Here is a 23,109-nt window from a genome sequence, read left to right on the forward strand (position 1 = left end):
CCAGGTACTCGGTGGGTGTTTGCCCCCGATCTGCGGTCTTGGGACCGCGCCCCCTTGGACGAGGGAATTTCCGTATGGGAATTTTCTGTAGAGGGAGCGCGACACGCCCGACCGCGTGGGTCGGAGGAGAGCGGCGGAGCGATCCGCAGCCGGCCGAGAACCAGAGCGTTTCCACAACAGACAGGACTACGGAGTAGCCATGGCGGGACAGAAGATCCGCATCCGGCTCAAGGCCTACGACCACGAGGTCATCGATTCGTCGGCGAAGAAGATCGTCGAGACGGTGACGCGCACTGGTGCGTCGGTCGCGGGCCCGGTGCCGCTGCCCACTGAGAAGAACGTGTACTGCGTCATCAAGTCGCCGCACAAGTACAAGGACTCGCGCGAGCACTTCGAGATGCGCACTCACAAGCGCCTGATCGACATCCTCGACCCGACGCCCAAGACCGTTGACTCGCTGATGCGCCTGGACCTTCCGGCCGGCGTTGACATCGAGATCAAGCTCTGAGAGGCACGGAGAAGATGGCAAAGCAGATCAAGGGCGTCCTGGGCGAGAAGCTCGGCATGACCCAGGTCTGGGACGAGAACAACCGTGTCGTCCCGGTGACCGTGGTCAAGGCCGGGCCCTGCGTTGTTACCCAGGTCCGTAAGAACGAGATCGATGGCTACGAGTCGGTCCAGATCGCCTTCGGCGAGATCGACCCGCGCAAGGTGAACAAGCCCCTCAAGGGTCACTTCGCCAAGGCCGACGTCACCCCCCGCCGCCACCTGGTGGAGCTCCGTACCTCCGACGCCAGCGAGTACACGCTCGGCCAGGAGATCACGGCTGCCGTGTTCGAGTCCGGCGTCAAGGTTGACGTCACGGGCAACAGCAAGGGCAAGGGCTTCGCCGGTGTCATGAAGCGTCACAACTTCAAGGGCCTCGGCGCAGGGCACGGCGTCCAGCGCAAGCACCGCTCCCCCGGTTCGATCGGTGGCTGCGCCACCCCTGGGCGTGTCTTCAAGGGCATGCGCATGGCCGGTCGTATGGGTAACGAGCGCGTCACCACCCAGAACCTGACCATCCACGCGGTTGACGCGGAGAAGGGTCTGCTCCTCATCAAGGGTGCGGTCCCCGGTCCGAACGGCGGCCTCGTCCTGGTCCGTACCGCGGCCAAGGGGGCTTGAGGTAATGAGCACCATTGACATCCTTTCGCCGGCAGGCGACAAGGCCGGTACCGTCGAGCTCCCCGCGGAGATCTTCGACGCGAAGACCAGCGTTCCGCTGATCCACCAGGTCGTTGTCGCTCAGCTGGCTGCTGCCCGTCAGGGCACGCACAAGACCAAGCGTCGTGGCGAAGTCCGTGGTGGTGGCCGCAAGCCGTACCGCCAGAAGGGCACCGGCCGCGCTCGCCAGGGTTCCACCCGCGCTCCGCAGTTCGTCGGCGGTGGCGTCGTCCACGGCCCGCAGCCGCGTGACTACTCGCAGCGGACCCCGAAGAAGATGAAGGCCGCCGCCCTCCGCGGTGCCCTCTCGGACCGTGCGCGTCACTCCCGCATCCACGTCGTCACCGGCGTGGTCGAGGGTGCCGCCTCCACGAAGGCCGCCAAGACGCTGTTCGGCAAGATCTCGGAGCGCAAGAACGTGCTCCTGGTCGTCGAGCGCGCCGACGAGGCTGCGTGGCTGTCCGCCCGCAACCTGCCCCAGGTGCACATCCTGGAGCCGGGCCAGCTGAACACGTACGACGTGATCGTCTCTGACGACGTGGTCTTCACTCAGGCCGCTTTCGAGTCCTTCGTGTCTGGCCCCAAGGCCGATGAGACCGAAGGGAGCGACGCCTGATGTCTGAGGCGACCGTTACCAGCAAGACCTTCACTGACCCGCGCGACCTGCTGATCAAGCCGGTTGTCTCGGAGAAGAGCTACGCGCTGCTGGACGAGAACAAGTACACGTTCATCGTCGCGCCCGGCTCCAACAAGACTCAGATCAAGCAGGCCGTCGAGGCGGTCTTCGGGGTCAAGGTCACCGGGGTCAACACGATCAACCGTCAGGGTAAGCGCAAGCGCACCAAGACCGGTTTCGGCAAGCGCGCTGACACCAAGCGCGCCATCGTGACCCTCGCTGAGGGCGACCGAATCGACATCTTCGGCGGCCAGGCCTCCTAACGGAGGTCTAGTCGTCCGGAATCGGACGAGGACTGAGAAATGGGTATCCGCAAGTACAAGCCGACGACCCCGGGCCGTCGTGGCTCCAGCGTCGCCGACTTTGTCGAGATCACGCGGTCCACGCCGGAGAAGTCGCTGGTCCGCCCCCTGCACAGCAAGGGCGGCCGTAACAACACCGGTCGGATCACGGTTCGACACCAGGGTGGCGGCCACAAGCGCGCCTACCGTGTGATCGACTTCCGTCGTCACGACAAGGACGGCGTGCCGGCCAAGGTCGCGCACATCGAGTACGACCCCAACCGCACTGCGCGCATCGCGCTTCTGCACTACGCAGACGGCGAGAAGCGCTACATCATTGCGCCGAAGAACCTGAAGCAGGGCGACCGGATTGAGAACGGCCCCACGGCCGACATCAAGCCCGGCAACAACCTGGCTCTCCGCAACATCCCGGTCGGTACCACGATCCACGCGATCGAGCTCCGTCCCGGTGGCGGCGCCAAGTTCGCCCGCTCCGCTGGTGCCTCCGTGCAGCTGCTGGCGAAGGAGGGCACCATGGCCCACCTTCGTATGCCGTCCGGTGAAATCCGTCTCGTCGACGCGCGCTGCCGCGCGACCGTCGGTGAGGTCGGCAACGCCGAGCAGTCGAACATCAACTGGGGCAAGGCCGGCCGCATGCGCTGGAAGGGCGTTCGCCCCTCCGTCCGCGGTGTCGCGATGAACCCGGTCGACCACCCGCACGGTGGTGGTGAGGGTAAGACCTCCGGTGGTCGTCACCCGGTCTCCCCGTGGGGTCAGAAGGAGGGTCGTACTCGCTCGCCGAAGAAGGCTTCGAGCAAGTACATCGTCCGCCGCCGCAAGACGAACAAGAAGCGCTAGGAGCGGGTTTAGATGCCGCGCAGTCTCAAGAAGGGACCCTTCGTCGACGGACACCTCATCAAGAAGGTGGACGTACAGAACGAAGCCGGTACCAAGAACGTCATCAAGACCTGGTCCCGTCGCTCGATGATCATCCCGGCCATGCTGGGTCACACCATCGCGGTGCACAACGGCAAGATCCACGTCCCGGTGTTCGTCACCGAGTCGATGGTCGGCCACAAGCTCGGCGAGTTCTCGCCGACTCGCACCTTCCGCGGCCACGTCAAGGACGACCGGAAGTCGAAGCGCCGCTAAAGGCGGGGTGGTTACGACTATGACTTACACCGAAGGGACAACCATGGAAGCCAGGGCCCAGGCGCGGTACATCCGCGTCACGCCCATGAAGGCCCGCCGAGTGGTGGACCTTATCCGTGGCATGGATGCCACGGAGGCTCAGGCGGTCCTGCGTTTCGCCCCGCAGGCCGCGAGCGTGCCGGTTGGCAAGGTGCTTGACAGCGCCATTGCCAACGCCGCACACAACTACAACCACCCGGACGCCTCCACGCTGGTCATCAGCGAGGCGTACGTGGACGAGGGCCCGACCCTGAAGCGGTTCCGTCCGCGTGCCCAGGGCCGTGCCTACCGGATCCGCAAGCGGACCAGCCACATCACCGTGGTCGTCAGCAGCAAGGAAGGTTCCCGGTAATGGGCCAGAAGGTAAACCCGCACGGGTTCCGGCTCGGCATCACCACCGACTTCAAGTCGCGTTGGTACGCCGACAAGCTGTACAAGGACTACGTCAAGGAAGACGTCGCCATCCGCAGGATGATGACGTCCGGCATGGAGCGCGCCGGCATCTCGAAGGTTGAGATCGAGCGCACCCGTGACCGCGTGCGTGTGGACATCCACACCGCTCGTCCGGGCATCGTCATCGGTCGCCGTGGCGCCGAGGCCGACCGCATCCGCGGCGACCTCGAGAAGCTCACGGGCAAGCAGGTCCAGCTGAACATCCTCGAGGTCAAGAACCCCGAGGTCGACGCTCAGCTGGTCGCGCAGGCCGTTGCCGAGCAGCTCTCCTCCCGCGTCTCCTTCCGTCGCGCCATGCGTAAGAGCATGCAGGGCACGATGAAGGCCGGCGCCAAGGGCATCAAGATCCAGTGTGGCGGCCGTCTCGGCGGCGCCGAGATGTCCCGCTCCGAGTTCTACCGCGAAGGCCGTGTGCCGCTGCACACCCTCCGCGCGAACGTGGACTACGGCTTCTTCGAGGCCAAGACCACCTTCGGCCGTATCGGTGTGAAGGTCTGGATCTACAAGGGCGACGTCAAGAACATCGCCGAGGTTCGCGCCGAGAACGCTGCGGCCCGTGCGGGTAACCGCCCGGCCCGTGGTGCCGCCGGCGCTGGCGACCGTCCCGCCGGCCGTGGTGGCCGTGGTGGCGAGCGCGGCGGCCGTGGTGGCCGCAAGCCGCAGCAGGCTGTTGGTGCCGAGGCCCCCAAGGCCGACGCTCCCGCCGCCGCTCCGGCTGAGAGCACCGGAACGGAGGCCTGACCGACATGCTGATCCCTCGTAGGGTCAAGCACCGCAAGCAGCACCACCCGAAGCGCCGCGGTATGGCCAAGGGCGGTACTGAGGTCTCGTTCGGCGAGTACGGCATCCAGGCGCTTACCCCCGCCTACGTGACGAACCGCCAGATCGAGGCGGCTCGTATCGCGATGACCCGCCACATCAAGCGTGGCGGCAAGGTCTGGATCAACATCTACCCGGACCGTCCCCTGACGAAGAAGCCTGCCGAGACCCGCATGGGTTCCGGTAAGGGTTCTCCCGAGTGGTGGATCGCGAACGTGCACCCGGGCCGGGTCATGTTCGAGCTGTCCTACCCGAACGAGAAGATTGCTCGTGAGGCGCTCACCCGCGCTGCTCACAAGCTTCCGATGAAGTGCCGGATTGTTCGGCGCGAGGCAGGTGAGTCGTGATGGCGACGGGAACCAAGGCGTCCGAGCTGCGTGAGCTCGGTAACGAGGAGCTCGTTGGCAAGCTGCGCGAGGCCAAGGAAGAGCTGTTCAAGCTGCGCTTCCAGGCGGCCACGGGTCAGCTGGAGAACAACGGCCGGCTCAAGTCCGTCCGTAAGGACATCGCTCGCATCTACACCCTGATGCACGAGCGTGAGCTCGGTATCGAGACGGTGGAGAGCGCCTGATGAGCGAGAAGAACGTGACTGAGACGACTGACCGCGGCTTCCGCAAGACCCGTGAGGGTCTTGTCGTCAGCGACAAGATGGACAAGACCGTCGTCGTCGCTGTCGAGGACCGCGTGAAGCACGCGCTCTACGGCAAGGTCATCCGCCGTACCAACAAGCTCAAGGCGCACGACGAGCAGAACGCTGCCGGCGTCGGCGACCGCGTCCTCATCATGGAGACGCGTCCGCTGTCGGCGAGCAAGCGCTGGCGCATCGTCGAGATCCTCGAGAAGGCCAAGTAATTATCTGAGGCCCTGGGCATCAAGCCCAGGGGCCCCTCAGGTTCGTTCCGCCAGGCTCGGTGGGGGCGGTAGCTCTTCGGAGTGATGCCCCCGCCGGGAACCGGCAGACAAACAGGAGATAGACGTGATCCAGCAGGAGTCGCGACTGCGTGTCGCCGACAACACTGGTGCCAAGGAGATCCTTTGCATCCGTGTTCTCGGTGGTTCCGGTCGCCGCTACGCGGGCATCGGTGACGTCATCGTTGCCACCGTCAAGGACGCGATCCCCGGTGGCAACGTGAAGAAGGGTGACGTCGTCAAGGCGGTCATCGTTCGCACCGTGAAGGAACGCCGCCGCCAGGACGGCTCGTACATCCGCTTCGACGAGAACGCCGCCGTCATTCTGAAGAACGACGGCGACCCTCGCGGCACCCGTATCTTCGGCCCGGTGGGCCGTGAGCTGCGCGAGAAGAAGTTCATGAAGATCATCTCGCTCGCGCCGGAGGTGCTGTAAGCATGAAGATCAAGAAGGGCGACCTGGTTCAGGTCATCACCGGTAAGGACAAGGGCAAGCAGGGCAAGGTCATTCTGGCCATCCCTACTGAGAACCGCGTCCTCGTCGAGGGTGTCAACCGGGTCAAGAAGCACACCAAGGCCGGCCAGACCGCTGGTGGCTCGCAGACCGGTGGCATCGTGATCACCGAGGCGCCGATCCACGTCAGCAACGTTCAGCTGGTTGTGGAGAAGGACGGCCAGAAGGTCGTTACCCGCGTCGGTTTCCGCTTCGATGACGAGGGCAACAAGATCCGCGTTGCCAAGCGGACGGGTGAGGACATCTGATGGCTACCACTCCGCGTCTCAAGACGAAGTACCGCGAGGACATCGCGGGCAAGCTGCGTGAAGAGTTCTCCTACGAGAACGTCATGCAGATTCCCGGCCTCGTGAAGATCGTGGTCAACATGGGTGTGGGCGACGCCGCCCGCGACTCCAAGCTGATCGACGGCGCCATCAAGGACCTGACGACGATCACCGGTCAGAAGCCGGCCGTCACGAAGGCCCGCAAGTCCATCGCGCAGTTCAAGCTGCGCGAGGGTCAGCCGATCGGCTGCCACGTCACCCTCCGTGGTGACCGCATGTGGGAGTTCCTGGACCGTACGCTGTCGCTCGCGCTGCCGCGTATCCGTGACTTCCGTGGTCTGTCGCCGAAGCAGTTCGACGGCCGTGGCAACTACACCTTCGGTCTCACGGAGCAGGTCATGTTCCACGAGATCGACCAGGACAAGATCGACCGTACCCGGGGTATGGACATCACCGTGGTCACCACGGCGACCAACGACGACGAGGGCCGCGCCCTCCTTCGTCACCTCGGCTTCCCCTTCAAGGAGGCGTAAGCGAGATGGCGAAGAAGGCTCTCATCGCGAAGGCTGCCCGTAAGCCCAAGTTCGGTGTGCGTGCGTACACCCGCTGCCAGCGCTGCGGTCGCCCCCACTCCGTGTACCGCAAGTTCGGCCTGTGCCGCGTCTGCCTTCGTGAGATGGCTCACCGTGGCGAGCTGCCGGGCGTGACCAAGAGCTCCTGGTAATTCCCTCTCGTCCGCAAGGACTTGAGGAGTACCAGGCACTCTCGGTAAGCATCTGGTCGGCGGATGCCCGGCCGCGCATGCCTTAGGCTTGTGTGGTTGGGCGTCCGCCGCCCATAACGACTTACTACGCCGTAGGTCCCCGCACCGCACCCGTCCCGCCACTGAGTGGGGAGAGGGATGGCGCATACAGGAAACCCCGGCGAGAGAGGCCGAAGGCCACTTCATGACCATGACTGACCCGATCGCAGACATGCTCACGCGTCTGCGTAACGCTAACTCGGCGTACCACGACTCCGTCGTGATGCCGCACAGCAAGATCAAGTCGCACATCGCAGAAATCCTCAAGCAGGAGGGTTTCATCACCGGCTGGAAGGTCGAGGACGCCGAGGTCGGCAAGAACCTCGTCCTCGAGCTGAAGTTCGGCCCGAACCGCGAGCGCTCCATTGCGGGCATCAAGCGGATCTCGAAGCCCGGTCTGCGTGTGTACGCAAAGTCCACCAACCTGCCGAAGGTGCTCGGCGGCCTGGGCGTGGCGATCATCTCCACGTCCCACGGTCTGCTCACCGGCCAGCAGGCAGGCAAGAAGGGCGTAGGTGGGGAAGTCCTCGCCTACGTCTGGTAGTCGGGAACGGAGGAAAAGCAATGTCGCGAATCGGCAAGCTCCCCATCCAGGTTCCCGCCGGTGTGGACGTCACCATCGACGGCCAGGCAGTGGCTGTGAAGGGCCCCAAGGGTTCCCTCGCGCTCACCGTCAAGGCGCCGATCGAGATCGTCAAGGGTGAGGACGGCGTTCTGAACGTCACCCGCCCCAACGACGAGCGTCAGAACAAGGCCCTGCACGGCCTGTCCCGCACGCTGGTGGCGAACATGATCACCGGCGTGACCACGGGTTACGTCAAGGCTCTTGAGATCAGCGGTGTCGGTTACCGCGTCGCCGCGAAGGGCTCCAACCTGGAGTTCCAGCTTGGCTACAGCCACCCGATCCTGATCGAGGCGCCCGAGGGCATCTCCTTCAAGGTCGAGTCGCCCACCAAGTTCTCGGTCGAGGGCATCGACAAGCAGAAGGTCGGCGAGGTCGCCGCCAACATCCGCAAGCTGCGGAAGCCCGACCCGTACAAGGCCAAGGGTGTCAAGTACGCCGGCGAAGTCATCCGCCGCAAGGTCGGAAAGGCTGGTAAGTAGCCATGGCATACGGTGTAAAGATCGCCAAGGGCGACGCGTACAAGCGTGCCGCCAAGGCCCGCCGCCACATCCGCATCCGCAAGAACGTCTCGGGTACGGCGGAGCGTCCGCGCCTCGTCGTGACGCGTTCCAACCGCAACATCGTTGCTCAGGTCATCGACGACCTCCAGGGTCACACCCTGGCGTCCGCGTCGACCCTGGACACCTCGATCCGCGGTGGCGAAGGCGACAAGAGCGCCCAGGCCCAGGCCGTCGGCGCACTCGTCGCCGAGCGTGCCAAGGCCGCGGGTGTCGAGACCGTCGTGTTCGACCGCGGTGGCAACCGATACGCCGGGCGCATTGCCGCTCTGGCTGACGCCGCCCGCGAAGCCGGGCTGAAGTTCTAAGCCCCGTTTTCCGGGACTCACGGACGTAACAGAGAGAGGTAATCCAATGGCTGGACCCCAGCGCCGCGGAAGCGGTGCCGGTGGCGGCGAGCGGCGGGACCGGAAGGGTCGCGACGGTGGCCCTGCCGCCGAGAAGACCGCTTACGTTGAGCGCGTTGTCGCGATCAACCGCGTCGCCAAGGTTGTCAAGGGTGGTCGCCGCTTCAGCTTCACCGCGCTGGTCGTGGTGGGCGACGGTGACGGCACTGTAGGTGTCGGTTACGGCAAGGCCAAGGAAGTTCCCGCGGCCATTGCCAAGGGTGTCGAGGAAGCCAAGAAGTCCTTCTTCAAGGTTCCGCGCATCCAGGGCACCATTCCTCACCCGATCACGGGTGAGCGTGCCGCGGGCGTCGTGCTGCTGAAGCCGGCCGCCCCCGGTACCGGTGTTATCGCCGGTGGCCCGGTGCGCGCCGTTCTGGAGTGCGCCGGCGTTCACGACATCCTGTCGAAGTCGCTTGGTTCTTCCAACGCGATCAACATCGTGCACGCGACCGTGGCGGCCCTCAAGGGTCTGCAGCGTCCCGAGGAGATCGCGGCTCGCCGTGGTCTGCCCCTCGAGGACGTCGCTCCCGCGGCTCTGCTCCGTGCACGTGCTGGGGCGGGTGCGTAATGGCTCGCCTCAAGGTCACGCAGATCAAGTCGTACATCGGCAGCAAGCAGAACCACCGTGACACGCTGCGTTCGCTCGGGCTCAAGCGCCTGAACGACGTCGTCGTCAAGGAGGACCGCCCCGAGTTCCGCGGAATGGTTCACACCGTCCGCCACCTCGTGACGGTTGAGGAGGTTGACTAACATGGCTGAGAGCAGCCCGCTGAAGGCCCACAACCTCCGTCCCGCCCCCGGCGCCAAGACCGCGAAGACCCGTGTCGGTCGTGGTGAGGCGTCGAAGGGTAAGACGGCCGGTCGTGGTACGAAGGGCCAGAAGGCCCGCTACCAGATCCCGCAGCGCTTCGAGGGTGGGCAGATGCCCCTCCACATGCGTCTGCCGAAGCTCAAGGGCTTCAAGAACCCGTTCCGCACCGAGTTCCAGGTCGTGAACCTGGACAAGCTCGGCGCTCTCTACCCCGAGGGTGGAGAGGTCACGGTGGCCGACCTGGTCGCCAAGGGCGCGGTTCGCAAGAACAGCCTCGTCAAGGTCCTGGGCCAGGGCGAGATCTCCGTGGCGCTGCAGGTTTCGGTTGACGCCGTCTCCGGCTCCGCCAAGGAGAAGATTGCCGCCGCTGGTGGCTCTGTGACCGAGCTCGTCTAAGACGAACTCAGTGACAAATAGCTAGAAACCCGACCGGGGGTGCCTCACATATGGGGCATCCCCGGTTGGTCGTTCCATGGAAGGTGCAGACGCCGGTAAGGTGGCCTGCACCTTTGCTTGTACACATTCGTCGATCCCTCAGACCGTCACCTCTGACGCAGTAGCGCGGGGGTCGCAGGAGGCACCGTGCTAACCGCGTTCGCCCGGGCGTTCAAGACGCCCGACCTGCGCAAGAAACTGCTCTTCACGCTCGGCATCATCGTGCTGTTCCGGCTCGGGTCCCACGTTCCCGTTCCCGGCGTGAGCTATACGAACGTCCAGATCTGTGTTGATCAGGCGTCCGGCCAGAACGGCGGGCTCTTCGGTCTGGTCAACATGTTCAGTGGCGGTGCGCTGCTGCAGATCACGATCTTTGCGCTCGGCATCATGCCGTACATCACGGCGAGCATCATCTTGCAGCTGCTGACCGTGGTCATCCCGAAGCTGGAGACCCTCAAGAAAGAGGGCCAGGCCGGCACGTCGAAGATCACTCAGTACACGCGCTATCTGACGGTCGCGCTGGCGATCCTGCAGGGCACCGGCCTCGTCGCCACCGCCCGCAGCGGCGCCCTGTTCCAGAACTGCTCGGTCGCCAGTCAGATCGTTCCCGACCGGTCGATCTTCACCACCGTCGTCATGGTGCTCACCATGACCGCCGGTACCTGTGTCGTCATGTGGCTCGGTGAGCTCATCACCGACCGGGGCATCGGCAACGGCATGTCGATCCTGATGTTCATCTCGATCGCCGCGGGCTTCATCGGATCCCTGTGGGCCATCAAGGAGCAGGGCAAGATCGCGGACGGCTGGGTCGAGTTCGGCGTGGTCATGCTGGTCGGCCTCGCGATGGTGGGCCTGGTGGTCTTCGTCGAGCAGGCGCAGCGCCGGATCCCGGTCCAGTACGCGAAGCGCATGATCGGCCGCCGTGCGTACGGCGGTACCTCGACCTACATCCCGCTCAAGGTGAACCAGGCGGGCATCATCCCCGTCATCTTCGCCTCGTCGCTGCTCTACATCCCGGCACTGGTCGTGCAGTTCAGCGGTTCCACCGCCGGCTGGGCCACCTGGATCCAGAAGCACTTCGTCAAGGGCGACCACCCGTACTACATCGCGACCTACTTCCTCCTGATCGTCTTCTTCGCGTTCTTCTACGTGGCGATCTCGTTCAACCCCGAGGAAGTTGCAGACAACATGAAGAAGTATGGTGGGTTCATTCCGGGCATCCGCGCCGGTCGGCCTACCGCCGAGTACCTGAGCTACGTACTCAACCGGATCACCTGGCCGGGGTCGCTGTACCTGGGTCTGATCGCTCTTGTGCCGACGATGGCGTTGGCCGGCTTCGGAGCGAACCAGAACTTCCCGTTCGGCGGGACGAGCATCCTGATCATCGTGGGTGTGGGTCTGGAAACCGTGAAGCAGATCGAGAGCCAGCTCCAACAGCGTAATTACGAAGGGTTCCTCCGCTGATGCGAATCGTCCTCGTCGGCCCGCCCGGTGCGGGCAAGGGAACGCAGGCGACTGTCCTTGCCAAGACCTTGTCGATCCCGCACATCTCCACGGGCGACCTGTTCCGGGCCAACATCAGCCAGGGCACCGAGCTCGGCCGTCGCGCGAAGGCGTTCATGGACGCGGGCGACCTCGTCCCGGACGAGATCACCATCGGCATGGCGAAGGACCGCATGGAGCAGCCCGACGCCGTCGGCGGCTTCCTGCTGGACGGTTTCCCGCGCAACGTCTCCCAGGCGGAAGCCCTGGACGAGATGCTGAAGACCGCGGGCATGAACCTCGACGCCGTCCTCGACCTGGAGGTCGAGGAGGACGAGGTCGTCAAGCGCCTCGCCGGCCGCCGTACCTGCCGCAACGACGGCGGGCACGTCTTCCACATCGCGTACCAGCCGCCCAAGGTCGAGGGTGTCTGCGACATCTGCGGCGGCGAGCTGTACGTGCGTGAGGACCAGTCCGAGGACGCGGTCCGCAACCGCCTGGACGTCTACCACACCCAGACCGAGCCGATCATCGACTACTACAAGGCCCAGGGCCTCGTGTCGACGATCCCGGCCCTCGGTGAGGTCAAGGACGTCACGCAGCGCGCGATGGACGCCTTGAAGAAGTAGTCATTGCAGCGTCATCCGTTAGTGCAGCCCCGGCCGCGGTGTCCCCTGGACGCCGCGGCCGTACTGTTGAAAGACCCGAATCCGAAGGTGGCAGGTTAGTCATGGTCCAGATCAAGACCCCCGAGCAGATCGCGAAGATGCGTGAGGCGGGGCTGGTCGTCGCTGCGATCCACGCGGCGACCCGTGAGGCGGCCGTGCCCGGCGCCACGACACGCGATCTGGACATGGTGGCCCGCAAGGTCATCGCGGACGCCGGTGCCAAGTCGAACTTCCTCGGGTACGGCGGGTTCCCCGCGACCATCTGCACCTCGGTCAACGAGGTCGTGGTCCACGGCATCCCCGACGACAAGACGGTCCTCAAGGACGGCGACATCATCTCGATCGACGCCGGCGCGATCATCGACGGCTGGCACGGCGACGCCGCGTACACCGCCTTCGTGGGCTCTGGACACGCCCCTGAGCTCGTGGAGCTCTCCCGGGTGACCGAGGAGTCCATGTGGGCCGGGATCGCCGCCATGAAGCTCGGCAACCGCCTCGTGGACATCTCGAAGGCGATCGAGACGTACATCAAGCGGCAGCCGCGTCCGACCACGGGCGAGCACAGCCTCGGCAAGTTCGGGATCATCGAGGACTACGGCGGCCACGGCATCGGTTCCGAGATGCACATGGACCCGCACCTGTTGAACTACGTCTCGCGCAAGCGGGGCAAGGGCATCAAGCTCGTCCCGGGCCTGTGCCTGGCGATCGAGCCGATGGTCTCCCTGGGCACCGCCCAGACGGAGGTCCTGGCGGACGACTGGACGGTCATCACCACGGACGGCACCTGGTCCTCGCACTGGGAGCACTCCATCGCCCTGACCGAGGAGGGACCGATCGTCCTGACCTCCCCGGACTGCGGCAAGGCGAAGCTGGCGGAGTACGGCGTGACGACGGCGCCGGACCCGCTGGGCTGAGCCGGGGCGGCCCGGCTGGGCCAACCGGTATGACCAGGATTGATGATCTATCCTGTAGGGCACACTTTCCGGATTCGTCTTTCAGTGGGCCCTGACGTAGACTGACTCGTCGGCTCCTTTGCACCCGCATGTCCGCATGCGAAGGCGGGGAGCTGATCAAGGTAGCCGATTCGAAAGGCGAAGCGTGGCCAAGAAGCAAGGTGCCATCGAAATCGAGGGCACCGTGATCGAGTCCCTCCCGAACGCGATGTTCAAGGTGGAACTCCAGAACGGTCACAAGGTCCTCGCGCACATCAGCGGCAAGATGCGCATGCACTACATCCGCATCCTTCCTGATGACCGGGTTGTCGTGGAGCTCTCTCCGTACGACCTGACGCGTGGCCGGATCGTCTACCGATACAAGTAGATCTTGCTTTCACTCCCGTCCGGACATCCTGTCCCGGCGCGGGTGGTGGCACTGACCCGGAGAACCTCACCAACATGAAGGTCAAGCCGAGCGTCAAGAAGATCTGCGACAAGTGCAAGGTGATCCGCCGTCACGGTCGGGTCATGGTCATCTGCGACAACCTGCGCCACAAGCAGCGCCAGGGCTGACGCACGCCGACCGACCTGCACTACGCAGTTCTTCGCGCGACGTAAGAAAACGTACATACGCAGAACCCGCCCAGTCCTGACCAGGACCGGCGGCACCTCCGGCGGGGGCCGGGGACCCGGGCGTACCACCACCCAGCAGGTGTGGTCGGCGGTCGGGGTTCGGTTCTGCGGAAGACCCCCGAACACACAGGAGCCATTGAATGGCACGCGTTTCCGGTGTTGACATCCCGCGCGAAAAGCGTGTGGAGATCGCACTTACCTACGTCTTCGGTGTCGGTCGCACCCGGTCCAAGGAAATCCTTGCGGCCACCGGTGTGAACCCCGACACCCGCGTTCGTGACCTGGCCGAAGAGGACCTGGTCAAGATCCGCGAGTACGTGGACGCCAACCTCCGCACCGAGGGTGACCTCCGCCGCGAGATCCAGGCCGACATCCGCCGCAAGGTCGAGATCCAGTGCTACCAGGGTGTTCGCCACCGTCGTGGCCTGCCCGTGCACGGTCAGCGCACCAGCACGAACGCCCGTACCCGCAAGGGTCCGCGTCGCGCGATCGCCGGTAAGAAGAAGCCGGGCAAGAAGTAGTCCTGTTCAGCGGTCTTGCGCTGTAGGACCGACCACCTCCCGTAGGAGATTTAGATGCCCCCCAAGGGTCGTCAGGGCGCTGCCAAGAAGGTGCGCCGCAAGGAAAAGAAGAACGTCGCTCATGGGCACGCCCACATCAAGAGCACGTTCAACAACACCATCGTTTCGATCACGGACCCCGCGGGCAACGTGATCTCCTGGGCCTCCGCCGGCCACGTCGGCTTCAAGGGCTCGCGCAAGTCCACCCCCTTCGCCGCGCAGATGGCCGCCGAGTCGGCTGCCCGTCGCGCGCAGGAGCACGGCATGCGCAAGGTCGACGTCTTCGTCAAGGGTCCCGGCTCCGGCCGTGAGACCGCGATCCGCTCCCTGCAGGCCACTGGCCTGGAGGTCGGCTCGATCCAGGACGTCACCCCCACCCCGCACAACGGCTGCCGTCCGCCCAAGCGTCGCCGCGTCTGATCCGGGGCGGCGCGATCCGCGCCGCCGCGTTTGACGAGGCTCGCTCAGGCTTCGCACCTGTGCGTCTTTGAGTGTCCGGGCGGTACGAACCCCTCGCGGGGGACGTACCGCCCGTACCCTTGTAAGTCGCAGCCCCGTGCTGCACTCCGTCGGGCGTCAAATAGTGGGCGTCCACGAATGAAGGAATCCACATGCTTATCGCTCAGCGCCCCTCGCTGACCGAAGAGGTCGTAGACGAGTACCGCTCGCGGTTCGTGATCGAGCCGCTCGAGCCGGGCTTCGGCTACACCCTCGGCAACTCGCTCCGCCGCACGCTCCTGTCCTCGATCCCGGGTGCCGCTGTCACCAGCATCCGCGTGGACGGCGTCCTGCACGAGTTCACCACCGTGCCGGGTGTCAAGGAAGACGTCACCGACATCATCCTCAACATCAAGCAGCTGGTCGTCTCCTCGGAGCACGACGAGCCGGTCGTGATGTACCTGCGCAAGCAGGGTCCCGGCCTGGTCACCGCTGCCGACATCGCGCCCCCGGCCGGTGTCGAGGTGCACAACCCGGACCTGGTCCTCGCCACGCTCAACGGCAAGGGCAAGCTGGAGATGGAGCTGACCGTCGAGCGCGGTCGCGGCTACGTCTCCGCCGTCCAGAACAAGCAGCTGGGCCAGGAGATCGGTCGCATCCCGATCGACTCCATCTACAGCCCGGTCCTCAAGGTCACCTACAAGGTCGAGGCGACCCGAGTCGAGCAGCGCACCGACTTCGACAAGCTGATCGTCGACGTCGAGACCAAGCAGGCCATGCGCCCGCGCGACGCCATGGCGTCCGCCGGCAAGACCCTGGTCGAGCTGTTCGGTCTGGCCCGCGAGCTCAACATCGACGCCGAGGGCATCGACATGGGCCCCTCGCCGACGGACGCGGCCCTGGCCGCTGATCTCGCCCTGCCGATCGAGGAGCTCGAGCTCACCGTTCGGTCGTACAACTGCCTCAAGCGCGAGGGCATCCACTCCGTGGGTGAGCTCGTCGCCCGCTCCGAGGCCGACCTGCTCGACATCCGCAACTTCGGTGCGAAGTCGATCGACGAGGTCAAGGCGAAGCTGGCCGGCATGGGCCTGGCCCTCAAGGACAGCCCGCCCGGATTCGACCCGACCGCCGCTGCCGACGCCTTCGGCGCCGACGACGACGCGGACGCCGGTTTCGTCGAGACCGAGCAGTACTAAGCACCACCAGAAACTTTCCCGCGGCATCCGCCTCGGGGGAACTGACACCGGTACCTGACACGGCCGGTGCAGATATGAAGGAGTATGACCATGCCGCGTCCCGCAAAGGGTGCCCGTCTGGGCGGCAGCGCCGCGCACGAGAAGCACCTCCTCGCGAACCTCGCGAAGGCGCTCTTCGAGCACGGCCGCATCACCACCACCGAGGCCAAGGCCCGTCGCCTGCGTCCCTACGCCGAGCGTCTGGTGACCAAGGCCAAGAAGGGCGACATCCACAACCGTCGCCTGGTGCTGCAGACGATCACGGACAAGAGCATCGTGCACACGCTGTTCACCGAGATCGCCCCGCGCTACGAGAACCGCCCCGGTGGTTACACGCGCATCACCAAGATCGGCAACCGTCGTGGCGACAACGCCCCGATGGCCGTGATCGAGCTGGTCGAGGCCCTCACGGTCGCCCAGCAGGCCACTGGTGAGGCCGAGGCCGCCACCAAGCGCGCCGTGAAGGAGGCGGAGGCCACTGAGGCTCCCGCCGCCGAGGAGACCAAGGAGGCCTGATCCCTTCCGGGATCACGCTGAACGGCTCTGAACGGGCCCGCCCCCTTCCGGGGCGGGCCCGTTCTGCATGGGTGCACAAGACGCAGCTGAGAGGATCTGTCACGTGAGTGACGAGGTGGAGCCCGGGCACGTCCGGGTCAGGCTGGACCTGAGTTACGACGGCAAGGACTTCTCCGGCTGGGCGAAGCAGCGCGTGCTGCGGACCGTCCAGGGCGAGCTGGAGTCGGCCCTGCAGACCGTGATGCGGCTGCCCGACCCGGTGGAGCTGACCGTGGCCGGCCGGACCGACGCGGGTGTGCACGCGCGCGGACAGGTCGCGCAGTTCGACGTACGGGACGAGGTGTGGGCCGAGCACCGGGACAAGCTGCTGCGCCGCCTCGCCGGGCGGCTGCCGCACGACGTACGGGTGTGGAAGGCCGCCGAGGCCCCCGCCGGGTTCAACGCGCGGTTCTCCGCGATCTGGCGCCGCTACGCCTACCGCGTCGGCGACCACCAGGCCGGGGTGGACCCGCTGCGCCGCGGACACGTGCTCTGGTACCAGTGGCCGCTCGACGTGGACGCCATGAACGAGGCCGCCGCCGCACTGGTCGGGGAGCACGACTTCGCCGCGTACTGCAAGAAGCGCGAGGGGGCCACGACGATCCGTACGCTCCAGCAGCTCAGCTGGGAGCGGGACGCGGAGGGCATCATCACCGCGACCGTCCGCGCCGACGCCTTCTGCCACAACATGGTGCGCTCGCTGGTCGGCGCCCTGCTGCACGTGGGCGACGGCCACCGGACGACCGACTGGCCCGGGAAGGTGCTGGCCGCGGCCGTACGGGACTCCTCGGTGCACGTGGTCAAGCCGCACGGGCTGACGCTGGAGGAGGTCGGCTACCCCGCCGACGAGCTGCTGGCCGCCCGCAGCAAGGAAGCACGGAACCTGCGGACGCTGCCGGGAGCCGGCTGCTGCTAATCCGTTTGGGCGGATCGGCGCCGGACCTGGACAATGCCCGGCATGGGACATCTCGAAGCCAGCCACCTGGAGTACTACCTTCCCGACGGGCGGGTCCTGCTCCCCGACGTCTCCTTCCGGGTGGGGGAGGGGTCGGTCGTCGCCCTGGTCGGGGCGAACGGGGCCGGCAAGACCACGCTGCTGAAGATGATCTCCGGTGAGCTCCAGCCGCACGGCGGCTCCGTCACCGTGAGCGGCGGGCTGGGCGTGATGTCGCAGTTCGTGGGCTCGGTCCGCGACGAGACGACCGTACGGGACCTGCTGGTCTCGGTGGCCCAGCCGCGGATCCGGGAGGCCGCCAAGGCGGTGGACCGGGCCGAGCAGCTGATCCTGACGGTGGACGACGAGCCCGCCCAGATGGCCTACGCGCAGGCGCTCAGCGACTGGGCCGACGTGCAGGGGTACGAGGCGGAGACCCTGTGGGACGTCTGCACGATGGCCGCGCTGGCGATCCCGTACGACTCGGCGCAGTTCCGCGAGGTGCGCACGCTCTCGGGCGGTGAGCAGAAGCGGCTGGTCCTGGAGGCGCTGCTGCGCGGGCCGGACGAGGTGCTGCTGCTCGACGAGCCGGACAACTACCTGGACGTCCCGGGCAAGCGGTGGCTGGAGGAGCAGCTGGCGGCCACCCGCAAGACGGTGCTCTTCGTCAGCCACGACCGTGAGCTGCTGACCCAGGCCGCCGAGAAGATCATCAGCCTGGAGGCGAGCCCGAACGGCTCCGACGTCTGGGTGCACGGCGAGGGCTTCGGCACGTTCCACGCCGCCCGCAAGGAGCGCTTCGCGCGATTCGAGGAGCTCAAGCGGCGCTGGGACGAGGAGCACGCCCGGCTGAAGGCCCTGGTGCTGCGACTGCGCGGCCAGGCCGCGATCAGCCCGGACATGGCCTCGCGGTACCACGCGATGCAGACCCGCTTCAAGAAGTTCGAGGAGGCCGGTCCGCCGCCCGAGCCGCCGCGCGAGCAGGACATCAAGATGCGGCTCAAGGGCGGCCGTACGGGCGTGCGCGCGCTCACCGTCGAGAACCTGGAGCTCACCGGGCTGATGAAGCCCTTCTCCCTGGAGGTCTTCTACGGGGAGCGGGTCGCGGTCCTGGGCTCGAACGGCTCCGGGAAGTCCCACTTCCTGCGCCTGATGGCGGGGGAGGACGTCAAGCACACGGGTACGTGGAAGCTCGGCGCCCGCGTGGTCCCCGGCCACTTCGCGCAGACCCACGCCCACCCCGAGCTGTTCGGCCGCACGCTCGTCGACATCCTGTGGACGGAGGCGGCCAAGCCGCTGGGCCAGGCGATGGGTGCCCTGCGCCGCTACGAGCTGGAGCGCCAGGGCGAGCAGCCCTTCGAGAGGCTCTCGGGCGGCCAGCAGGCGCGTTTCCAGATCCTGCTGCTGGAGCTCGCGGGTACGACGGCGCTGCTCCTGGACGAGCCGACGGACAACCTGGACCTGGAATCGGCGGAAGCACTGCAGGACGGGCTGGAGGCGTACGACGGCACTGTGCTGTGCGTCACGCACGACCGGTGGTTCGCCCGCACATTTGACCGTTACCTGGTCTTCGGTTCAGACGGTGTTGTGCGAGAGACTACGGAACCCGTCTGGGACGAACGTAGGGTCGAGCGGAAGCGCTAGGGGGAGACCACCCCCGGCTTGGGTCGAGGGGACTTCGTTGTGGGGCTGCGGCCGAGTGTCTGGGTCATGAAGTGGGACAGCCCGTCCTCCTGGGACCGGGGGGTGGCCTGGCTGCTGCGGCCGGCCCCCCGGTCCTGGCGGTTCGTGGGGCTGGTCATCCTGCTGTCGGTGGCCGTCTCGGCGAGCCTGCGGGTGAACTGGGGCTCGGACAACGCCTTCGTGGTCAAGGCGGCCGACGCGCTGCTCGCCGGGGTGTCCCCGTACGAGGACAAGCGGTTCCTCTACCTGCCCAGCGCCGTGATCATGGCGATTCCCGAGGCCCTGCTGCCGGCGCCGCTGCTGCGCTGCGTGCTGCCGCTCGGGATGACCGGGCTCGTCGGGCTCGGCTGGTGGGCCTCGCTGCGGCTGTTCTCCGTACCGGTGCGCTCGCGGCTCGCGGTCGGCGGTTTCGGGCTGTTCGCGCTGGCCTACAAGCCGTACATCAACCTCGTGCTGATCGGGAACTGGACGGCCATCTCGGCCGCCGCCCTGCCGGTGGCGCTGCTGCTGGCGCACCGCAAGCACTGGGCCGCGGCCGGGCTGGTGGTGGGACTCGCCATCGCGTGCAAGCCGATGCTGGTGCCGCTCGGGCTGCTCTTCCTGCTGGCACGGCAGTGGCGGGGGCTGGCCCTGGCGGTGGGCGTGCCGGTGGGGCTGTCGCTGGCGGGGGCGCTGATGATGCCGCACCCGATGCTGTTCTTCACCAAGACCCTGCCGTTCCTGTTGCAGGGCCAGGATTCCTACGCGCTGCCCTGGGACGCCTCGCCGATCGCCGCGCTGCCCCGGCTGGGGGTGCCGGCGCCGCTGGCGGTCGCGCTGGCCTTCGCGGGGGCCGGGTGCGGGCTGTGGGCGACCTGGCGGCGGTGGCGCAGGCCGGTCGAGGCGGACGGCGACGCGGGCGAGCTGAGGCTGGTGGAGACGGCCTGCATGGTGATGCTCGCCGCGTTCCTGGTGTCCCGCCCCTCCTTCGACCACTACCTGATCGTGGTGCTCCCGCTGCTGCTGGCTTCGGGGGTGCGGCCGGGCTCGATGCCGCGCTCGCCCTGGTTCTGGGTGGCCCTGGTGCCCCAGACCGCGGGCATCCCGTGGCCCTCGGAGTTCGAGGCCAAGAGGCGGGCATTCAGGGACATGGTGACCCTGTGCGCGCTCGCCGGACTGCTGGCGCGGCGAGCACTGCGTCCGATCCGGGTTACTCTGGAACTCGTACGAACTACGGGGTCCCCACCCAGGACCGAACCGGAGTGCGCCGCGACCCCCGTTCAGACGGGATCGCGGACCGCGTTTTGACCCTTCCAGGTCTTCAGGGGTACCCTGCTGGTTCGTTATGCGTATTGGCTTGCTCATTCTCACGTGAATTTGCCTTACGCCGGTCCACCGGGCCGATGACCAGCGGTACACACGGGTTGCGTCTCCGATGTGAACCAGGGCTGTCGTGATCGTCCGTGGTGACCCATGTCAGGACCCGTCCCTCGGGCTCACCCCCCGGGGATGACCCACCACTGAAGAAGCGAAGGCATACGCGTGCGTACGTTCAGCCCCAAGCCCGGCGACATCTCGCGCCAGTGGCACGTCATCGACGCCCAGGACGTTGTCCTCGGCCGTCTGGCGACCCAGGCCGCTACCCTCCTGCGGGGTAAGCACAAGCCGACTTACGCCCCCCACATGGACATGGGCGACTTTGTCATCATCATCAACGCCGACAAGGTCCACCTGTCCGGCAACAAGGCGACCCAGAAGATGGCGTACCGCCACTCCGGTTTCCCGGGTGGTCTGCGTTCGGTCCGCTACGACGACCTCCTGGCGAACAACCCGGAGAAGGCCGTCGAGAAGGCCATCAAGGGCATGATCCCCAAGAACACCCTGGGCCGTCAGATGCTCTCGAAGCTGAAGGTCTACTCGGGCGATGTGCACCCCCACGCTGCTCAGCAGCCGGTGCCGTTCGAGATCACCCAGGTCGCGCAGTAGTTCCGGCCACCACACCCCCTAAGACAAGAAACTTCTGAGGAGCATCGTGGCCGAGACCACCGCCGAGACGACCCCCGTCGAAGAGTTCGAGGGCAACGTCGAGGAGTACACCACCGAGACCGCGGACGTAGTCGAGGGTGACTACACGTCCGAGTCCCTTGCCGGTCGCTTCGGTGACCCCCAGCCGGCCGCCGGCCTGGGCCGTCGCAAGAACGCCATCGCCCGCGTCCGGATCGTTCCGGGCACCGGCAAGTGGAAGATCAACGGTCGCACCCTTGAGGACTACTTCCCCAACAAGGTGCACCAGCAGGAAGTCAACGAGCCGTTCAAGCTGCTCGAGCTCGACAACCGCTACGACGTCATCGCCCGCATCTCGGGTGGCGGCGTGTCCGGCCAGGCCGGCGCCCTGCGCCTCGGTGTGGCCCGTGCGCTGAACGAGGCGGACCAGGACAACAACCGCCCGGCGCTGAAGAAGGCCGGCTTCCTCTCCCGCGACGACCGTGCGGTCGAGCGCAAGAAGGCCGGTCTCAAGAAGGCCCGTAAGGCTCCGCAGTACAGCAAGCGTTAATCTCGCCTGCTGTTCAGCACGAATCCGCCCCGGCAGCACTCTGTGTGCTGCCGGGGCGGTTCGTTTACCGCCAAAAGCGGCAAATAATTGGCACAACTGCTCATAGCGAAGTGTGAACTCGGGAGGACAACAGTGGGACGACTCTTCGGGACGGACGGTGTACGAGGCGTCGCCAACGCGGATCTGACGGCCGAGCTCGCGCTCGGCCTCTCCGTGGCGGCCGCGCACGTACTGGCCGAGGCGGGCACCTTCGCCGGGCACAGGGCCACCGCGGTGGTGGGCCGGGACCCCCGGGCCTCGGGCGAGTTCCTGGAGGCCGCAGTCGTCGCCGGCCTCGCGAGCGCGGGCGTGGACGTCCTGCGCGTCGGTGTGCTGCCCACCCCGGCGGTGGCGTATCTCACCGGTGCGCTGGGCGCCGACCTCGGCGTCATGCTCTCGGCCAGCCACAACGCCATGCCCGACAACGGCATCAAGTTCTTCGCGCGCGGCGGTCACAAGCTCGCCGACGAGCTGGAGGACCGGATCGAGGCGGTCTACGAGGACCACCGCACGGGTGCTCCCTGGGACCGCCCGACGGGCGCCGGTGTCGGCCGCGTCTCCGACTACACCGAGGGCTTCGACAAGTACGTCGCCCACCTCATGGGTGTCCTGCCCAACCGTCTCGACGGCCTCAAGGTCGTCCTGGACGAGGCGCACGGCGCGGCCGCCTACGTCTCGCCCGAGGCCTTCACCCGGGCCGGCGCGGAGATCGTCACCATCGGTGCCGAGCCCGACGGCCTGAACATCAACGACGGCTGCGGCTCCACCCACCTCGGTCTGCTGAAGCAGGCCGTCGTCGAGCACGGCGCCGACCTCGGCATCGCGCACGACGGGGACGCCGACCGCTGCCTCGCCGTGGACGCGAACGGCGAGGAGGTCGACGGGGACCAGATCCTCGCGGTGCTGGCGCTGGCGATGCGCGAGTCCGGGCACCTGCGCGAGGACACCGTCGTCGCCACCGTGATGTCGAACCTGGGCTTCAAGCTGGCCATGGAGTCCGAGGGCATCAACGTCGTGCAGACCGGCGTCGGCGACCGGTACGTCCTGGAGTCGATGAAGGAGCACGGGTACGCGCTGGGCGGCGAGCAGTCCGGCCACGTGATCATCCTCGACCACGCCACCACCGGCGACGGCACTCTGACCGGCCTGATGCTGGCGGCCCGGATCGCGGCCACCGGTACGCCGCTGGCCGAGCTGACCGGGGTCATGACGCGGCTGCCGCAGGTGCTGGTCAACGTCCCCGACGTGGACAGGTCGCGGGTCACCACCTCGGGCGAGCTGGCCGCGGCCGTCGCCGACGCGGAGCGGGAGCTGGGCACGACCGGGCGCGTACTGCTGCGTCCGTCGGGCACGGAGCCCCTCGTGCGGGTGATGGTGGAGGCCGCCGACATCGAGCAGGCCCGCTCGGTCGCGGGGCGCCTCGCGGACGTCGTGAAGTCGGCGCTCGGCTAGAGACCGCCCTCCCGTGACGACAGCGGCC

At 66.6% G+C, this 23,109-nt stretch carries 36 protein-coding genes; all 36 read left to right on the forward strand.

Annotated features, from left to right (window positions below):
- Nucleotides 1-199 precede the first annotated feature (199 nt).
- Complete coding sequence (gene rpsJ, locus OG247_RS25875; protein WP_003948644.1) at nucleotides 200-508, forward strand: 30S ribosomal protein S10; 309 nt, start codon at nucleotides 200-202, stop codon at nucleotides 506-508.
- Between the two features lie 14 nt (nucleotides 509-522).
- Nucleotides 523-1,167: a 50S ribosomal protein L3 gene (rplC, locus tag OG247_RS25880; RefSeq protein ID WP_112447750.1), complete on the forward strand. Its 645-nt coding sequence runs from the start codon at nucleotides 523-525 to the stop codon at nucleotides 1,165-1,167.
- A 4-nt stretch (nucleotides 1,168-1,171) separates the two neighbouring features.
- Nucleotides 1,172-1,822, forward strand: coding sequence for a 50S ribosomal protein L4 (gene rplD, locus OG247_RS25885; protein ID WP_327254486.1), 651 nt, complete (start codon nucleotides 1,172-1,174; stop codon nucleotides 1,820-1,822).
- Complete coding sequence (gene rplW / locus OG247_RS25890) at nucleotides 1,822-2,145, forward strand: 50S ribosomal protein L23 (protein ID WP_030154694.1); 324 nt, start codon at nucleotides 1,822-1,824, stop codon at nucleotides 2,143-2,145. The genes rplD and rplW overlap by 1 nt, the downstream gene beginning before the upstream one ends.
- Before the next feature lie 39 nt (nucleotides 2,146-2,184).
- Nucleotides 2,185-3,021: a 50S ribosomal protein L2 gene (gene rplB / locus OG247_RS25895; RefSeq protein WP_112447748.1), complete on the forward strand. Its 837-nt coding sequence runs from the start codon at nucleotides 2,185-2,187 to the stop codon at nucleotides 3,019-3,021.
- A 12-nt stretch (nucleotides 3,022-3,033) separates the two neighbouring features.
- Nucleotides 3,034-3,315 carry a 30S ribosomal protein S19 gene (rpsS, locus tag OG247_RS25900; protein WP_023539342.1) on the forward strand — a complete coding sequence of 94 codons (282 nt, stop codon included), beginning with the start codon at nucleotides 3,034-3,036 and terminating at the stop codon, nucleotides 3,313-3,315.
- Nucleotides 3,316-3,358: 43 nt separating this feature from the next.
- On the forward strand, nucleotides 3,359-3,706 hold the full coding sequence (rplV, locus tag OG247_RS25905) for a 50S ribosomal protein L22 (protein WP_007265904.1): 348 nt from the start codon (nucleotides 3,359-3,361) through the stop codon (nucleotides 3,704-3,706).
- Entirely contained in the window at nucleotides 3,706-4,548 is an 843-nt protein-coding gene (gene rpsC / locus OG247_RS25910) for a 30S ribosomal protein S3 (protein WP_266955875.1), read from the forward strand. Before rplV ends, rpsC begins: the two co-directional genes overlap by 1 nt.
- Nucleotides 4,549-4,553: 5 nt before the next feature.
- A complete protein-coding gene (gene rplP / locus OG247_RS25915; RefSeq protein ID WP_030026326.1) occupies nucleotides 4,554-4,973 on the forward strand; it encodes a 50S ribosomal protein L16 in 420 nt (139 codons plus the stop codon).
- Entirely contained in the window at nucleotides 4,973-5,197 is a 225-nt protein-coding gene (rpmC, locus tag OG247_RS25920; protein WP_008739703.1) for a 50S ribosomal protein L29, read from the forward strand. The genes rplP and rpmC overlap by 1 nt, the downstream gene beginning before the upstream one ends.
- Entirely contained in the window at nucleotides 5,197-5,478 is a 282-nt protein-coding gene (gene rpsQ / locus OG247_RS25925) for a 30S ribosomal protein S17 (RefSeq protein ID WP_243333368.1), read from the forward strand. Before rpmC ends, rpsQ begins: the two co-directional genes overlap by 1 nt.
- Nucleotides 5,479-5,602: 124 nt before the next feature.
- Entirely contained in the window at nucleotides 5,603-5,971 is a 369-nt protein-coding gene (rplN, locus tag OG247_RS25930; RefSeq protein ID WP_003956455.1) for a 50S ribosomal protein L14, read from the forward strand.
- Between the two features lie 2 nt (nucleotides 5,972-5,973).
- Entirely contained in the window at nucleotides 5,974-6,297 is a 324-nt protein-coding gene (gene rplX / locus OG247_RS25935; protein WP_215023444.1) for a 50S ribosomal protein L24, read from the forward strand.
- Entirely contained in the window at nucleotides 6,297-6,848 is a 552-nt protein-coding gene (gene rplE, locus OG247_RS25940) for a 50S ribosomal protein L5 (protein ID WP_030388859.1), read from the forward strand. Before rplX ends, rplE begins: the two co-directional genes overlap by 1 nt.
- 5 nt (nucleotides 6,849-6,853) lie before the next feature.
- A complete protein-coding gene (locus OG247_RS25945) occupies nucleotides 6,854-7,039 on the forward strand; it encodes a type Z 30S ribosomal protein S14 (RefSeq protein WP_003956452.1) in 186 nt (61 codons plus the stop codon).
- Nucleotides 7,040-7,262: 223 nt separating this feature from the next.
- A complete protein-coding gene (rpsH, locus tag OG247_RS25950) occupies nucleotides 7,263-7,661 on the forward strand; it encodes a 30S ribosomal protein S8 (protein ID WP_008739698.1) in 399 nt (132 codons plus the stop codon).
- A gap of 20 nt (nucleotides 7,662-7,681) precedes the next feature.
- Nucleotides 7,682-8,221 (forward strand): 50S ribosomal protein L6, encoded by a 540-nt coding sequence (gene rplF, locus OG247_RS25955; RefSeq protein WP_243333369.1) that lies wholly within the window; start codon nucleotides 7,682-7,684, stop codon nucleotides 8,219-8,221.
- A gap of 2 nt (nucleotides 8,222-8,223) precedes the next feature.
- Nucleotides 8,224-8,607 carry a 50S ribosomal protein L18 gene (rplR, locus tag OG247_RS25960; protein ID WP_008739696.1) on the forward strand — a complete coding sequence of 128 codons (384 nt, stop codon included), beginning with the start codon at nucleotides 8,224-8,226 and terminating at the stop codon, nucleotides 8,605-8,607.
- Between the two features lie 46 nt (nucleotides 8,608-8,653).
- A complete protein-coding gene (gene rpsE, locus OG247_RS25965; protein WP_008739695.1) occupies nucleotides 8,654-9,256 on the forward strand; it encodes a 30S ribosomal protein S5 in 603 nt (200 codons plus the stop codon).
- Complete coding sequence (gene rpmD / locus OG247_RS25970) at nucleotides 9,256-9,438, forward strand: 50S ribosomal protein L30 (RefSeq protein ID WP_112447741.1); 183 nt, start codon at nucleotides 9,256-9,258, stop codon at nucleotides 9,436-9,438. The genes rpsE and rpmD overlap by 1 nt, the downstream gene beginning before the upstream one ends.
- Before the next feature lies 1 nt (nucleotide 9,439).
- The gene (gene rplO / locus OG247_RS25975) at nucleotides 9,440-9,895 is read left to right on the forward strand and encodes a 50S ribosomal protein L15 (RefSeq protein WP_243333371.1); all 456 of its coding nucleotides are present in this window, start codon (nucleotides 9,440-9,442) and stop codon (nucleotides 9,893-9,895) included.
- 186 nt (nucleotides 9,896-10,081) lie between these two features.
- Entirely contained in the window at nucleotides 10,082-11,398 is a 1,317-nt protein-coding gene (secY, locus tag OG247_RS25980) for a preprotein translocase subunit SecY (protein WP_243333373.1), read from the forward strand.
- Nucleotides 11,398-12,045 carry an adenylate kinase gene (locus OG247_RS25985; protein WP_327254487.1) on the forward strand — a complete coding sequence of 216 codons (648 nt, stop codon included), beginning with the start codon at nucleotides 11,398-11,400 and terminating at the stop codon, nucleotides 12,043-12,045. The genes secY and OG247_RS25985 overlap by 1 nt, the downstream gene beginning before the upstream one ends.
- 101 nt (nucleotides 12,046-12,146) lie before the next feature.
- Nucleotides 12,147-12,998 (forward strand): type I methionyl aminopeptidase, encoded by an 852-nt coding sequence (gene map / locus OG247_RS25990; RefSeq protein ID WP_327254488.1) that lies wholly within the window; start codon nucleotides 12,147-12,149, stop codon nucleotides 12,996-12,998.
- Nucleotides 12,999-13,182: 184 nt separating this feature from the next.
- Nucleotides 13,183-13,404: a translation initiation factor IF-1 gene (gene infA, locus OG247_RS25995; RefSeq protein ID WP_003956442.1), complete on the forward strand. Its 222-nt coding sequence runs from the start codon at nucleotides 13,183-13,185 to the stop codon at nucleotides 13,402-13,404.
- Nucleotides 13,405-13,478: 74 nt separating this feature from the next.
- Nucleotides 13,479-13,592: a 50S ribosomal protein L36 gene (gene rpmJ / locus OG247_RS26000; protein ID WP_003956441.1), complete on the forward strand. Its 114-nt coding sequence runs from the start codon at nucleotides 13,479-13,481 to the stop codon at nucleotides 13,590-13,592.
- Between the two features lie 200 nt (nucleotides 13,593-13,792).
- Nucleotides 13,793-14,173, forward strand: coding sequence for a 30S ribosomal protein S13 (rpsM, locus tag OG247_RS26005; RefSeq protein WP_053682609.1), 381 nt, complete (start codon nucleotides 13,793-13,795; stop codon nucleotides 14,171-14,173).
- 54 nt (nucleotides 14,174-14,227) lie between these two features.
- Nucleotides 14,228-14,632, forward strand: a complete 405-nt coding sequence (gene rpsK, locus OG247_RS26010; protein ID WP_006376016.1) for a 30S ribosomal protein S11 — start codon at nucleotides 14,228-14,230, stop codon at nucleotides 14,630-14,632.
- 191 nt (nucleotides 14,633-14,823) lie between these two features.
- On the forward strand, nucleotides 14,824-15,846 hold the full coding sequence (locus tag OG247_RS26015) for a DNA-directed RNA polymerase subunit alpha (protein WP_008739666.1): 1,023 nt from the start codon (nucleotides 14,824-14,826) through the stop codon (nucleotides 15,844-15,846).
- Nucleotides 15,847-15,936: 90 nt separating this feature from the next.
- On the forward strand, nucleotides 15,937-16,401 hold the full coding sequence (gene rplQ, locus OG247_RS26020; protein WP_069921530.1) for a 50S ribosomal protein L17: 465 nt from the start codon (nucleotides 15,937-15,939) through the stop codon (nucleotides 16,399-16,401).
- A 103-nt stretch (nucleotides 16,402-16,504) separates the two neighbouring features.
- A complete protein-coding gene (gene truA / locus OG247_RS26025) occupies nucleotides 16,505-17,356 on the forward strand; it encodes a tRNA pseudouridine(38-40) synthase TruA (RefSeq protein ID WP_327254489.1) in 852 nt (283 codons plus the stop codon).
- Between the two features lie 42 nt (nucleotides 17,357-17,398).
- The gene (locus OG247_RS26030) at nucleotides 17,399-19,018 is read left to right on the forward strand and encodes an ABC-F family ATP-binding cassette domain-containing protein (protein ID WP_442813402.1); all 1,620 of its coding nucleotides are present in this window, start codon (nucleotides 17,399-17,401) and stop codon (nucleotides 19,016-19,018) included.
- A gap of 66 nt (nucleotides 19,019-19,084) precedes the next feature.
- Nucleotides 19,085-20,344 (forward strand): glycosyltransferase family 87 protein, encoded by a 1,260-nt coding sequence (locus OG247_RS26035; protein WP_327254491.1) that lies wholly within the window; start codon nucleotides 19,085-19,087, stop codon nucleotides 20,342-20,344.
- Nucleotides 20,345-20,578: 234 nt separating this feature from the next.
- On the forward strand, nucleotides 20,579-21,022 hold the full coding sequence (gene rplM, locus OG247_RS26040) for a 50S ribosomal protein L13 (RefSeq protein ID WP_112447734.1): 444 nt from the start codon (nucleotides 20,579-20,581) through the stop codon (nucleotides 21,020-21,022).
- 46 nt (nucleotides 21,023-21,068) lie between these two features.
- Complete coding sequence (gene rpsI, locus OG247_RS26045) at nucleotides 21,069-21,590, forward strand: 30S ribosomal protein S9 (RefSeq protein WP_327254492.1); 522 nt, start codon at nucleotides 21,069-21,071, stop codon at nucleotides 21,588-21,590.
- Between the two features lie 132 nt (nucleotides 21,591-21,722).
- The gene (gene glmM / locus OG247_RS26050) at nucleotides 21,723-23,081 is read left to right on the forward strand and encodes a phosphoglucosamine mutase (RefSeq protein WP_327254493.1); all 1,359 of its coding nucleotides are present in this window, start codon (nucleotides 21,723-21,725) and stop codon (nucleotides 23,079-23,081) included.
- Nucleotides 23,082-23,109: the final 28 nt, after the last annotated feature.

This window comes from Streptomyces sp. NBC_01244 (genome assembly GCF_035987325.1).
Classification (GTDB): Bacteria; Actinomycetota; Actinomycetes; order Streptomycetales; family Streptomycetaceae; genus Streptomyces.